General features: G+C 67.5%; 8 protein-coding genes and 1 tRNA gene. 2 read left to right on the top strand and 7 right to left on the bottom strand.

The genetic code is table 11. The annotated features are described in order from the left end of the window. Positions 1-9: 9 nt before the first annotated feature. On the top strand, positions 10-1,221 hold the full coding sequence (locus tag MT490_RS04555) for a penicillin-binding protein activator (protein WP_297384662.1): 1,212 nt from the start codon (positions 10-12) through the stop codon (positions 1,219-1,221). A gap of 97 nt (positions 1,222-1,318) precedes the next feature. Here the strand turns inward: MT490_RS04555 and hemW are convergent, their stop codons facing one another. The 4 genes from hemW to MT490_RS04535 all read right to left on the bottom strand — a co-directional run bounded on the left by hemW (position 1,319) and on the right by MT490_RS04535 (position 5,214). Further along, complete coding sequence (gene hemW / locus MT490_RS04550) at positions 1,319-2,464, bottom strand: radical SAM family heme chaperone HemW (RefSeq protein WP_297384661.1); 1,146 nt, start codon at positions 2,462-2,464, stop codon at positions 1,319-1,321. A gap of 14 nt (positions 2,465-2,478) precedes the next feature. After that, positions 2,479-2,552, bottom strand: a tRNA-Gly gene (locus tag MT490_RS04545). A 35-nt stretch (positions 2,553-2,587) separates the two neighbouring features. Beyond that, complete coding sequence (locus MT490_RS04540) at positions 2,588-3,583, bottom strand: glycoside hydrolase family 43 (protein WP_297384660.1); 996 nt, start codon at positions 3,581-3,583, stop codon at positions 2,588-2,590. Further along, a complete protein-coding gene (locus MT490_RS04535; protein ID WP_297384657.1) occupies positions 3,583-5,214 on the bottom strand; it encodes an MFS transporter in 1,632 nt (543 codons plus the stop codon). Before MT490_RS04535 ends, MT490_RS04540 begins: the two co-directional genes overlap by 1 nt. 127 nt (positions 5,215-5,341) lie before the next feature. Here MT490_RS04535 and MT490_RS04530 point away from each other — a divergent pair, with 127 nt between their 5' ends. Further along, the gene (locus tag MT490_RS04530; RefSeq protein ID WP_297384655.1) at positions 5,342-6,646 is read left to right on the top strand and encodes an oligogalacturonate lyase family protein; all 1,305 of its coding nucleotides are present in this window, start codon (positions 5,342-5,344) and stop codon (positions 6,644-6,646) included. A gap of 244 nt (positions 6,647-6,890) precedes the next feature. On the opposite strand, the gene MT490_RS04525 is transcribed toward MT490_RS04530, so the two are convergent. The 3 genes from MT490_RS04525 to MT490_RS04515 form a co-directional block, all read right to left on the bottom strand. After that, a complete protein-coding gene (locus MT490_RS04525) occupies positions 6,891-9,290 on the bottom strand; it encodes a glycosyl hydrolase 115 family protein (RefSeq protein ID WP_297384652.1) in 2,400 nt (799 codons plus the stop codon). A gap of 166 nt (positions 9,291-9,456) precedes the next feature. Continuing rightward, positions 9,457-10,569, bottom strand: a complete 1,113-nt coding sequence (locus tag MT490_RS04520) for a glycoside hydrolase family 88 protein (RefSeq protein WP_297384650.1) — start codon at positions 10,567-10,569, stop codon at positions 9,457-9,459. Beyond that, on the bottom strand, positions 10,569-12,970 hold a 2,402-nt coding region (locus MT490_RS04515), incomplete at its 5' end, for a beta galactosidase jelly roll domain-containing protein (RefSeq protein WP_297384648.1). The genes MT490_RS04515 and MT490_RS04520, both read right to left, overlap by 1 nt.

The following is a 12,970-nucleotide window of genomic DNA, read 5'->3' as shown; positions in this document are numbered from 1 at the left end:
GGGAGAATCATGGCAGACGCGAGAGCAATAGCGCAACCGGGCCTGTGGAATATGCTGCGTGCCGCGGCGATCGGCGCGACCCTGTTCCTCGCGGCCTGCGCCAGCGGACCCCGCGTGGTTCCCGAGGCCGACCGGCCGGCGCCGGCCGACCGGCCCGCGTCGACGGCGCCGCGGCCGATCGCACCCGGCCTGCCGCAGGATGTCGAGCGCCATCGCATCGCATTGCTGGTGCCGCTCAGCGGCGCCAATACCGGGGTCGGGCGCTCGCTCCAGAACGCGACCCAGCTCGCGGTGCTCGACACCAAGAGCGACGTGCTGCGCATCACCACCTACGACACCGGCGCGCCCGGCGGCGCCGCGGCGGCGGCGACGGCGGCGATCGCCGACGGCAACAAGCTGATCCTCGGACCCTTGCTCGCCGAGGAGGCGCGCGAGGTCGCGCCGATCGCACGGCGCGCGCGCGTGCCGGTGCTGAGCTTCTCGAACGATGCCAGCGTGGCGGGCAGCGGGACCTTCATCCTCGGCTATGTGCCGGGGCAGTCGATCGAGCGCGTCGTCAATTTCGCCGCGAAGTCGGGAATCAAGGACTTTGCCGGGCTGATCCCGAGCGGGCTCTATGGCGAACGCGCGTCGACTGCGCTGCTGCGCTCGGTGGAGGGTGCCGGCGGCCGGGTGCTCGCGATGGAGACCTATGACGCGCGGCCGGGTTCGATGGCCAGCGCGGTAGCGAAGATCGGGCGTTCGCCGTTCCAGGCGATCCTGCTCGCCGGCAGCGCCGATGGTGCGGTGACCGCGGCCCCGCTGATCCGCCGGTCCGCGACCGGCAAGGGCGCGCGGCTGCTCGGCACCGAATTGTGGAACACCGATTCGTCGATCGGCGGCCGGGCGGCTTTGAGCGGCGCGTGGTTCGCCAGCGTGCCGGACAATTACTACCGGCAATATGCCACCAAATATCGTGCGCGCTTCGGGGCGGCGCCGTACCGGCTCTCGACCCTGGGCTATGACGCGGTGCTGCTGACGGTGCGGATCGCGCGCGAATGGCGGCCGGGGCAGGAATTCCCCGCGGCGCGGCTCACCGAGCGCGAGGGCTTTGCCGGCCTAGACGGCGCGTTCCGCTTCGGTCGCGACGGCGTGGCCGAGCGCGCGCTCGAAGTGCAGGAGATTCGCGGCGGCACGACGGCGACGGTCTCGCCGGCGCCGCCGAACTTCAACGGGAACTGAGGAACTCTCGTCATCCCGGCGAAAGCCGGGATCGCATGCCGCTGGCGCCACGCTCGTGGCCTGAGGTCCCGGCTTTCGCCGGGATGACGGATGCGCGTCAGGCGATCACCAGCTCGCGCAGGATCGCCTCGAGCACCGGCATCCCAGCGTCGGTGACGCGCAAGCGCTCGTCTTCGGTTACCACAAGCCCCTGATCGCGCATTCGGTCGAGCGTCCGCCGATCGATCGGCGCGACGCCGTCCGCGAGCCTGTCGATGCGCGACAGGTCGACACCCTCGGGCAGCCGCAACCCCATTACGAGCGCCTCGACGGCGCGCTCGTGCCCGGTCAACGGGTCTTCGATCTGTGTACCATGGCCGTTGCGCGCCACCGCGCCGAGCCAGTTCTCGGGCTTTTTGTGCCGCTGCGTCGCGAAGCCGCCGCGCCGGCCATGCGCGCCTGGGCCGACCCCGGCATAGTCGCCGTAGCGCCAATAGGTCAGGTTGTGCCGACTCTCGGCGCCGGGGCGGGCATGGTTGGAGATCTCGTAGGCGGGCAGGCCTGCCGCGGCAGTGATCGCTCGGGTCGCTTCGAACAGGTCTGCGGCGGCGTCGGGATCATAGGCGGCGAGCTCGCCCTTCTCGAACAGTGTGGCGAAGCGCGTGCCGGGCTCGATGGTGAGCTGGTAGAGCGACAGATGCTCGGTACCGAAGCCGATCGCCCAGGCGAGCTCGGTTTCCCAGGCGGCGAGATCCTGATCGGGCCGCGCGTAGATCAGGTCGAAGCTGACCCGGCCGAACACCGATTGCGCGGTCTCCAGCGCCGCCAGCCCCTCCGCCACGCCGTGCGCGCGGCCGAGGAAGCGGAGCGCATCGTCGTCGAGCGCCTGTAGTCCCAGCGAAACGCGATTGACGCCGGCCGACGCCAGATCGGCGAAGCGGGCCGCCTCGACCGAAGAGGGGTTGGCCTCGAGCGTGATCTCGATGCCGGGTTCGAATCCCCAATGCCGCTCGGCTGCGCTGATTACCGCCGCGACGGTCTCGGGCGGCATCAGCGACGGTGTGCCGCCCCCGAAGAAGATCGAACCGAGCCTGCGTCCGGGCAGTTGCTCCGCCTCATAAGCGAGATCGGCGAGCATCGCGCCGCGCCACGCTTCCTGGTCGACGCGCTCGCGGACATGGCTGTTGAAGTCGCAATAGGGGCATTTCGACACGCAGAACGGCCAATGCACATAGAGTGCGAGCGGGGAGGTGTCGTTGGTCATGCGCTTGAGAGGGCTGGAGCGGGTAACGGGAATCGAACCCGTGTATTCAGCTTGGAAGGCTGCTGCACTACCATTGTGCTATACCCGCATGCCCAGCGGCGGGGCAGGTGCCACAACCCGCGGCTATCGGTCAACCTTCTCGCGCGCCGGGTGCGGCGGTTGGAGCCGCATGTACACCGGGGCGGTGCGGTCGACGGTGAGGACGCCATCCTTTTCCACGAGCTCCGCGACCTGCAGCACGCTGTGCCGGCCCCAGTCCCGGGCGACCTTCGCCTCGGGCTCGCCCGACTGATGGACGAAATAGACGAGATATGCGCGGTCGCCTGCGACGATCACGTCGGGATGCTGTGCCTTGGCGCGATCGGTCGGGCGGGTGCCGGACCTGCCGGCGAGATGGCCGGGCTGGGCACTCCAGTGCTCGCCGTCCGACGAATGCTGGACCAGCAGGCCCTTCCACGCGTCGCTGATCAGCCACCAGCGCCCGCGCCAGCGGAACGCCTTGGGCCCTTCGCCCGGCGTCGTCACCGCGGTGCCGCGCACGGTCCAGGTCTTGAGATCCGGGCTGTCGGCCCAGCGGATCGCCTTGCCCATCCGCTCGTCGTTGAACCATAGGCGATAGCCGCCCTGGGGCAGCGCCAGCACGCTCGCGTCGATGATCCGGTCCGAATCGAGCGAGACGCGCTCGCCGCAGTCCCAATGCTGGAGATCGGGGCTGGTGAGGTGGACGAGGAAGCGCTGGGCGTTCCAGTCCTTGAACACGCCCGGCACCACCGTGATCCACATATGCCAGGTGTCGCCGAAGCGCTGGACTTCGGGCGCCCAGAGCGTGGGCCCAGTGCAGCTTTCGGGGATCGCCGCGGTTCCCGCATAGTGCCACTGCGCGCCGCGCCGCGATCGCGCGATTCCGATTGCAGTGCCGTGCACCCAGCTGACGTCCTTGGGATCGACCAGTTTCAGATCGGCACGGCGATTGGTGTAGAACATCACCCATTCGCGGCGTTCGGGATCGTAGACGATCGACGGGTCGGCCGCGCCGTCGTGCACCGGATCGCGGAACAGCGGGACGGGCGCGACCGGATCGGTCGATTGTGCGAGCAATGCCAGTGCAGCGAGCAGCATCAGCGGCCCCCGGTGACGGGGTTCTGGCCCCAGAGCTGCTCGTACTTCCAGCCCGACAAATCCTCGACGACCGCGCGCGCCTCGGGCGAGGTAGGGTCTGTGCCCCCGGCCCTCAAATGGTCGATCTCGGCCATCAGCACGTTGTGCGTCTGCGCATTGAGACGGAAGCGCCACGAGGCGATCAGGCCGGCGAGCATGACCAGGATCGGCCCAAGGATCAGCAGCCAGGTGATGGTGGCGATCGCCTGCGGAGTCTGTTGCACTGCTTCGGCAGGCCCTCCCTTGGGCGAGACATAGCCACCAAGGTCGATGATCCAACCGGTGCAGATGATCGCCGCCGACTGCGCGAGCTTGCGCACCAACGTCATCACTCCGGCGAAGATGCCCTCACGTCGTTGGGCCGTGACCGCCTCGTCCACGTCGGGCAGGTAATTATAGACCGACCAAGGCACGAAATTCAGCGTGCCGCGGCCGAGCCCGGCGAGCAGGATCGGCACGAACAGCCAGAAGATCAGCGCCGGGCTGAACGTCGCGGACGCCGGATTCAGCGCCGAAAGCATGTTGCCGTCGAGCGCCCCCAGGTCCGCGGCAAAGGCCACCGGCCGGAGATAGTAGAAGGTGAGGAACAGCAACAGCCCGGCGCCGAAGAAGCTGATGGCGATGCGGTAGGCGACCACGGGCCCGGTGCGTATGACGATATTGATGGCGATCATCACCGAGAGGAGCTGCGCCACATACATGATCGTCAGCAGCTGCGAGATGATCAGCGTCGCACCCATCATCACCGTGACGACGAAAATCGGGAAGGCCGTGTTGAAGATATCCTGCGAGATGTAGCCGCCGAGATAGATCGACAAATGCTGACGGAAGGCGCGGATGCGAAGCGTCGAGAACAGATCGCGGAACATCACGACGGGAATCAGCAGCGCGGTCTTCAGGTCGAGCGGAGCTGACCGCACCTCCATTTCGGCTTCGGTATAGGGGCGTTCCCAGGTGAAGATCACCACCAGCAGCACGACCAGGCTGAAGATCGCGCCGAATATGGCGCCCATGATCAGGAAGGTGCTGGGCGAATCCTTGCCCCCGAGGCTGCTGATGATCAGCGTCGGCAAATAGGATGCGAGGATGGCGGAGCTTTGCGCGACGATCATCCGCGCGCCGGCGAACTTCGCCTTTTTCCGATAATCGTTGGTCATCTCCGCGGCGAGCGTCTCCCACGGGATTAGGAACATCGTGTAGACGAACTCGAAGAAGATGAATGTCAGCAGATAATAAGTGAAGCTGTGCCCGGCGACGAAGATCAGCGCGAAGCTGGGCAACAGCGGAATGGTGGCGATGAGGAAGACCTTGCGCCGCCCGATGCGCCGGCCGATCCAGGTGTAGCGCAGATTGTCGGACACGTAGCCGATCAGCGGGCAAGTGATCGCCTCGAGCAACCGCGGCAGGCCGAGAATGAGCCCGGCTTCCGCTGCCGACAGATTACAGAAAGTGGTGAAGAAATATAACAGCCAGCCGGTGACGACCGCCTGCGCACCCGCTCCCAGCATGTCGCCGGAGCCCCAGCCCCAATAATTGTACCAGCGCGGCTCACGGTGCGCAGATACGACTGGCGCCGAGGCGCTGCTGACCATGCGGGGGTTTCCTCTCCGGGGCTCGGCTGGCGGGAGTACGGCACTACGCCGACACCCGTTCTTTACTCCATATTCTGAACAGCTATCATGATATGTGGAACGACATCAAGTCAGCAGGAGAGAGGTAATGCGGCGCGGACGGCGGATTGGCCAGGGGCTGGCGCTGGGCGCGCTGATGCTGGCGGGAGCCGCGTCGGCCGACCCCGCGGCGCAGTGGGTGGACCCGCTCACCGGCCACAAGGTGATCCGGATCAGCCGCGAGGCCGGCTCGGCGAGCCTCTATTTCCACCAGAACAGCTATACGCCCGAGGGCGACAAGATGGTGATCTCGGTCCCCGGCGGGATCTCGGTGGTCGACCTCAGGAGCTGGGAAGTGACGCCCTTGGTCAAGGGCAAGGGGCTGATCCTGCTCTTCACCGGCCGCAGGACGCGCACCGCTTATTACCAGACCCGCGAGCGCGAGGGCGCGCCGTGGACGATCTTCGCCGCCGACATCGACTCGGGCAAGACGCGCAGGATCGCCGAGATCAAGGAAGGGTTCATCGGCTCGATCAACGCGGACGAGACGCTGCTGCTCGGCCAATGGGCAGCGACCGACCGTCCGCTCCAGCCGGGCGCGAAGGCCGGCGACAACAGCCGCTTCGGCCAGGCGCAATATGCCGCCAACTGGCCCGACGGCCGGCCGATGACCTATGCCGAGGCCAAGGAAGTGCGCCTGAACGAGCGGCTCGAGGCGAAGGTCCCGATGGAGATCTTCACGATCGACGTGAAGACCGGCGTCCGGAAAGTCGTCACCGCCTCGACCGACTGGCTCAACCATATCCAGTTCTCGCCCGCCGACCCGCTACAGATCATGTATTGCCACGAGGGCCCGTGGCACAAGGTCGACCGGATCTGGACGATCCGCGCCGACGGCACGGGCAAGCGTCTCGTCCACAGCCGCACGATGAACATGGAGATCGCTGGGCACGAGTTCTTCTCGCCCGATGGCAAGACGATCTGGTACGATCTCCAGACCCCGCGCGGCGAAGTGTTCTGGCTCGCCGGCTACGACCTGGCTACGGCCAAGAGGCGCTGGTACAATGTCGAGCGCAACCAATGGTCGGTGCACTACAACCAGTCGCCCGACCGCAAGCTCTTCTCGGGCGACGGCGGCGACAGCGAGATGGTCGCGCACGCGTCCGACGGGAAGTATCTGTACCTGTTCGCCCCGAAGGACATTCCGGACGTCGCGGGCATCCATGCGCCCGGCGCCGAGACTCTGATCTCGCCCGGCACCTTCGGCGCCGAGAAACTGGTGGACATGCGCAAGCAGGACTACCGGCTCGAACCCAACATGACCTTCACCCCCGACGGCAAATGGATCGTCTTCCGCGCGAACTTCGAGGGCGCGAACCATGTCTATGCGGTGGAGGTCGCGAAGGGGAAATAGCCTCCTTCGTCACCCCGGACTTGTTCCGGGGTCCACCAAGCCGCACCGGAGAAGCTGGAGCATCTTGTCCATGATCTGCCTCCCGGTGGACCCCGGCCCAAGGCCGGGGTGACGAAGAGGGATCGGTTTGGGGACTCATATTATTTCGTCATCCCTGCGAAGGCGGGGATCCAGGGTTTCTCTGCCCGAACGGTACTGCTTGGCTCTGGATCCCAGCCTTCGCGGGGATGACGGGTTGGTTTACCTAGCGCTCGGCAGGCACGAAGCGCACCGCTTCGATCAGCACCCCACCGCTCTCCGCCAGCAGCTCGACACGGCGGGCGCCGCCCGCGAGCACCCCCGGCACCTCCACCGAGACCCGGTTGTCGAGCACCGCCTGCGCCCAGGCGGCATTGCCGGTATCGCGCGCGATCGAGAGCGGGTACGCCTTGCCGTCGATGCGGAGCGTCAGGCGTAGCGGTTCGCCGTCGCCATCGGCATAGGTCGGGATCAGGTCGACGATCGCGCGCCAGCTGCCGGCGGGAAGGCTGAGCGCGGCCGCGCCCGCGACGGCGCGATCGATTCGCGATCCCAGCGCCAGCCCACCGCGGCCGAGCCCGGGAACCAGGCGCCAGCTTCCCGCCGCCGCGCGCAGGTCGAACTGCACGACGCGCGGCGTGACCGGCTCGACCAGCACCGGATCGACCACAGGGGCTGCGGCGGGGGCGGGCAGCACCGGTGGCGTCAGCCGGTAGCTCTTCCATTGGCCGTCGGCGGGTTCGACTGCGATGAATCCGCGCCACTTGCCGCCTGCCAGTTCGCCATACAGCTCGGTCATCTCGGCGATCCGCGCATCGGTCTTGCGCGCCTCGGCGCCGCGGCGCAGGGCCTGCGGCAGGTCGGCGTCGCGCAGCCGGTCATGCGCCTCGGCGGCGAAGAAGCGGCGATTGGCCGCGGCGGCGGCCTCGACGGGATAGCCGAGCAGTTCGAAAAAGGCCTCGCGGCGCGCCTGGGGGATCCGCTCGGTGATTGCGTGGAGGCGGAAGAGGTTACGGCTGAATGCGCCGAGGCGCGCATCGGCCTCGGCGATCGACCAGGGGCTCTGGCGCGCCTTCTGCCCGGGCAGATACCATTGGAGATGCTCGGGGCGTCGCTCGAAATTGAGCCGGTGATGCTCGGCGAGGATGTCGGTGATGGCGCCCGCCTGGCCCGCATCGATATTCTCCGCGGCCCAGCGCCGCGTCCACGCCTCGACGCCCAGCGCGCGCGTGCCCGGCACGTCCCAGGCGAGCGACAGGAAATAGTCGGTCGCGAGCTCGGCCGGCTTGATGTCGCCGACATTGGCGATCCACATGCGGTCGGCGCCCAGGTCGAACGCGCGGCCCATCTCCTCGGCGATCAGCGCCGGCGGGGTGGTCGACAGCCAGAGATAGGAGAGCGGCGCGCCCAGATAGGAGAGGTGGTAATAGATGCCCGCGCCGCCGCTGCGCTTGCGCTCGGCAGGAGTGGGGAAGCGGCGGATATAGCCGAAATTGTCGTCGGGCCACATCAAGGTGACGTCGTCGGGAACGGCGAGCCCGGCGCGGTAGATGTCGAGCACTTCCTTGTACGGCGTGAACACCTGGGGCACGCGCTCGACCTGCGGAGAGACGTGCCGGGCGAGCATCGCGCGCTGGTCAGCAAAGATGCTCTCTAGGAATTTCCGGCGCGTCGGCATGTCGTCCGCGCCCTGCATCCCGCTGTCGTGGATGCCGCGCATGCCGAGCGTCCAGATGCTCTCATATCCGCCGTTGGTGCGGGCGCGCTCCTCCCAATAGGCGCGCACCTGATCGGGATGCTTGCCATAGTCGTAATCGTGCGGGTCGGCGGTCCATTCGCCGACGTTGTTGCGCAGCATCGGCTCGGCGTGGGACGAACCCATCACGATGGCGTAGCGGTCGGCGAGCTTCGCATTCTCGGGGTCGGCGTTGAAGGCGGGGCTGATCTTGTGCATCGCCGGCCAGAGCGTGTTGGCCTTCAGCCGCAGCAGCAGCTCGAAGACCTTGGCATAGGTCTTGGGACCCATGCCGCGTGTGCCGGGCTCGAAGACGGTCGCCGACCAGGGGGTGATCCCCCAATCCTCGTCGTTGATGAAGATGCCGCGATATTTGACCGAGGGCGGCCCGAAGCGCCGCGTGCCGGGGCGGACGTGGAGGGCGGGCTGCTGGAGTGGCGTAACGTCGGCCCACCAATGCCAGGGCGAGACGCCGATCGCGCGACTGAGCTCGTATATGCCGTACGCCGTGCCGCGGCGGTCGCTGCCGGCGATGACCAGCGCGCGGGGCACGCCGGGGGCCGGGCGCTCGACCGTGGCGATGACGAAGCTTTCCCAGGCGCCGGTGAGGCGCTTCGCGTCGAGTTTGCCGGTGGCGATCAGGCGGTCGATCGTGGGGTTCTTGCCGATCGTGCCGGCCCAGATCTGGTCGCCTCCGCCGGTCTTGCCGGTGACGGCCGTAAGGTCGCGGCGGAGGTCCTCGGCGGCGAGGGCGACGACATCGGTGTCGCCGGGGGCTGTGACCACGGTTGCGCCGGCGAGCGACAGGCCGGGGGCGTCGGGGCGCGTATCGATCCAGTCGGCGAGCTGGGCGCGGGCGGGGAGGGCGAGCAGGAAGAGGCTCAGCGCCAATGCGTGCAACGCGCGGACCCAAATCCTCCCCCGCCAGGGGGAGGTGTCGCCGAAGGCGACGGAGGGGGAGGAAGCCCAAACCTCCCGGCTTGCTTCCTCCCCCTCCGTCATGCTGCGCATGCCACCTCCCCCTGGCGGGGGAGGATAGATCGTGCCGCCCGCAGCATCAGATATAGGTCCGCAGGAACTCGCCCAGCGCGCAGATCGCGAGGCTCTGTCCGTATGGCATCGAGGTGAGGCGGATGTCCTTGTAGAATTGCAGCGTGTCGCCCATCGCGGTGCCGAAGCTCACTTGCTGGAGCTCGCCGGTTTCGTCGATGTTCGCCAGCACGCCGCGCACCGCCTTGATGCCGACCGCCTCGTATTGGCGGGGGAGGTAGCCCTTCCGGACCGCCTTCAGGATGCCATAGGCGAAGCCCGCGGTGGCCGAGGCCTCGAGGTACGAGCTCGGGTCCATCACCAGCGTGTGCCACAACCCGCTCGCGTCCTGCGTCTCGGCAAGGGTCTTCACCTGCGCGGCGAGCGTGTCGATCAGGAAGGTGCGGAAGGCGTCGCCTTCGGGCAGATCGAGGATCTCGACGATCTCGGGGATCGCGATCGTCACCCAGCAATTGCCGCGCGCCCAGAGCGCCTCGGCGAAATTGTGCCGGCCGTTGAAATCCCAGCCGTGGAACCAGAGGCCGGTCTTCTTGTCGAACAGATATTTGATGTGGACGAGGAACTGGCGCTTGGCCTCCTCGACATAGTGCGGCCGGTTCAGCAGCAGCCCGATCTTGGCGAGCGGCAGCACCGACATCATCAGCGTGTCGTCCCACATCTCGCCGGGATTCTCGTCGTTATAGACGATGTGCTGGAAGCCGCCTTCCTCGGTCTTGGGCAGGCCGTCCTTCGCCATCAGCCATTCGCACCAGGTGTCGAGATAGGGGATGTAGCGCGGGTCGGGCTCCTGCTCGTACAGGTATGCCAGCGTGATGAACGGCGCGACGGTGTTGATGTTCTTGGTCGGCGTGCCCTCGGCGAAGCGGTCCTCGAACCACTGCTTGATGATGTGCAGCGCCTTGTCGTCGCCGGTCTGCTCGTAATAGCGCCACATGCCGAAAAGGCCGACGCCGTGCGTCCATTCCCAGCCGGCCCAGCCCTTGGTGTCGATGATCCGGCCATCCTCGAGATGGAGGAGGAATTCGCCGGTCTCGTCCTTGATATTGACGAGGTTGTCCATCAGCAGGTCGATCTTCGAAGTGATCTCGCTGCGCGGAATGTCGTGGGTGAGGGCGGCCATCAGTCTACCTGCTTGAGTTCGGAAGGAGTGGTGGGCGCAGCGACCGTGCGGACGGGGATGCCGCCGCGGACGTTGCGGAGCGTCACGAGCTTCACTTGCTCGAGCGCGTTACCGGGGGCGCCGTCGGATGTCACGGCGAGCGCGATGTGGTTGCGGCCGCGATGGTTGAGCACGCCCTCGGGGATCGGGAAGACGCGCTGCGGGCCGACATGCGCGATGAACTGGCCCATGTTCCAGCCATTGACGAAGATGAGGACGCGATAGGCGACCGGCGAGCGCGGCTTGCTCGTGTCACCGAAGGCGAGGCCGATCGTCGCGTCCTGGCCTTTCGGCACGGCGAGATCGAAACTGGTGCGGTACCAGCTGGTGCCTGCCGCGCTCTCGGCAGCAGGGACGGAGGCAGTCTTCCAGCCGCGATCGTCGAAGCCGGGAAGGTACCAGCCGCGGCGCTCGCCATCGAGGCCGCCATTGTTGGCGACGCCGCGCACCGGATCGGCAAGATCCTCGCCGCGGCCGTTGATCTTCCACGCGATCGGCACCGCGAAGCTCGGGCCGGCGACCGGTTCGATCGAGGCCGAGACGAGGCCGCGCGCTTCCTTGTGGAAATCGTCGGCGTCGAGATCCCAGTTATGGCCGTTGTTGCGCACCATCACCGACAGGACGTGCTCGCCGGGCGCGCGCGCGGCGTCCGGCAGCGTGAAGCCCGGCGCGCCGGTGGTGATGGGGCGGGGCAGGCCGGCGGGGATCTCGTCCTGGCCGATCAGCTTGCCGTCGAGGAACACTTGCACCAGCCCCGAACCGCCGGCGCCGTAGTGGAGCTTGAGCCGCTGGGCATCCGGCGAGCCGGCGAAGCGGCCGCGATACCAGACATCGCCTTCGTGGAAGCCATAGGCGTCCATCAGCATGTTGGGCTGGCCGTCGGCGCGCGCGGTGATGCTGGCATAGGCGCGGTTGTCGATCTTCGCCCAGTCGCGATCGTCGAAGCCGGGATCGGCCTCGGGCGAGCCGGGGGCGATGTGCCAGTCGGTGAGTTCGGGCAGCGCGAAGTCGGTGGGTGCGGCGAGCGGCGCATTGGCGGCGAGGCTACCCGATTGGGTACGCGTGGTCGTGACCTTGGCGCCGTTCCACGTGACGCCGCGGATATTGGCGGGCGCCCAGATTTCGAGCGGGGTGGCCTCGCGCGTGTCGCCGGTGAGGGCGAGGCTGCCCTTGGCGGATTTGGCGTTGCGAACCAGCGCCGGGCCGCGAACCAGCACGTCGTCGGTGTGCCAGAACTTCGCGCCGTCGGCCTCGTCGCCGATCAGCAGCAGCAGATCGGGCCGGCCGCCCCCGCTGATGCGGACGCGGGTGAGGCCGCGATGCGCGTAGCTTAGCTTGAGGTCGCCTTTCGCCGCATCGAACGCCGAGGTCGCGCCGCCCTCGATCACGGTGACCTTGGGCGCGCTGGCATAGCGCAGCACGGTCTCGCCGGCTTCGCCCGCGCGGCCGTAGAGCAATGCGACATCGCGGCCATCCTGCTTGACCAGGGTCTGCAGCTCGGAAGTCGAATAAACGAGGCGCTGGCCGCCTAGATTCACGCCCGCGACGAGCCACTTCGCGTCGAACCCGTCGAGCTGGAGCGGCAGCGTGTAGCGGCCGTCGGGCAGGTCGGCAGTGACGGTGAAGCGGTCGCTGGTCTGGCCGTTCGAGGGCTTGTGGGTGACGAGCAGGAAGCGCGCGTCGGTCTCGGGGTTCTTGTTGTGATAGACCTGGATGCGGTCCGACGAGATGTCGGGCTTGCCGGCGGGGATCATGCCCGCGAGATCGGGGACCGCGGCGATCAGTCCGCCGAGCTGCTTGAGTTCCTCGGCCTTGGGGCGCACTTCGCGGGTCTCCGAGAGCGCCGAGCCGTAGTCGTAGCTGGTGAACACCACCGGGGCGGGGAGCCAGCCCCAGCTCGTCCCGCCGAAGCCCATGTAGAAGCTCTGGATATGGATGCCGTTGGCGAGGTTGGTGCCGTAGAAGACGCGCTGGAAGCGCTTGCCGCGCTGGATCGCGTTGCACTCGTATCCGCCGTTCGAGCCCCAATAATCGAACCAGCCGCCGCCGAATTCCGCCAGGAAGCCCGGCGTGTTGGGCGAGGCGGAGGCACCGCCCTTGGCGCCGCCGGGGCCGTAATAGCCCCAGTCGGGCGCGGCGGAGCCGCGGGTCGGCTTGCCGTTCACCGTGCAGGTGCCGCCGGGATAGCCGTCGAACGCGTACATGTCGTTGGGGCCGGCGACGGTCTTCTCGACCTTCGAATCCTCGGGCACCCAATAGCCGTTGCGGCCCTGATCGTTGTGGAAGATCGGCACGTTGATGCCGTCAGCCCGCGCCTTGGCGTAGAGATGGTCCATGTAGCGGCGTTGCGCCGGCGTGGTCA

Origin of the sequence: Sphingomonas sp. (assembly GCF_026460985.1) — a bacterium.
Classification (GTDB): Bacteria; Pseudomonadota; Alphaproteobacteria; order Sphingomonadales; family Sphingomonadaceae; genus Sphingomonas.
Note: the sequence above shows the minus strand (reverse complement) of the source record. Positions and strands in the feature narration are given on the sequence as shown.

Coding starts and splice junctions, on each gene's coding strand:
- MT490_RS04555 (WP_297384662.1), top strand. CDS start 10: ATGGCAGACGCGAGAGCAATAGCGCAACCGGGCCTGTGGAATATGCTG.
- hemW (WP_297384661.1), bottom strand. CDS start 2,464: ATGACCAACGACACCTCCCCGCTCGCACTCTATGTGCATTGGCCGTTC.
- MT490_RS04540 (WP_297384660.1), bottom strand. CDS start 3,583: ATGCTGCTCGCTGCACTGGCATTGCTCGCACAATCGACCGATCCGGTC.
- MT490_RS04535 (WP_297384657.1), bottom strand. CDS start 5,214: ATGGTCAGCAGCGCCTCGGCGCCAGTCGTATCTGCGCACCGTGAGCCG.
- MT490_RS04530 (WP_297384655.1), top strand. CDS start 5,342: ATGCGGCGCGGACGGCGGATTGGCCAGGGGCTGGCGCTGGGCGCGCTG.
- MT490_RS04520 (WP_297384650.1), bottom strand. CDS start 10,569: ATGGCCGCCCTCACCCACGACATTCCGCGCAGCGAGATCACTTCGAAG.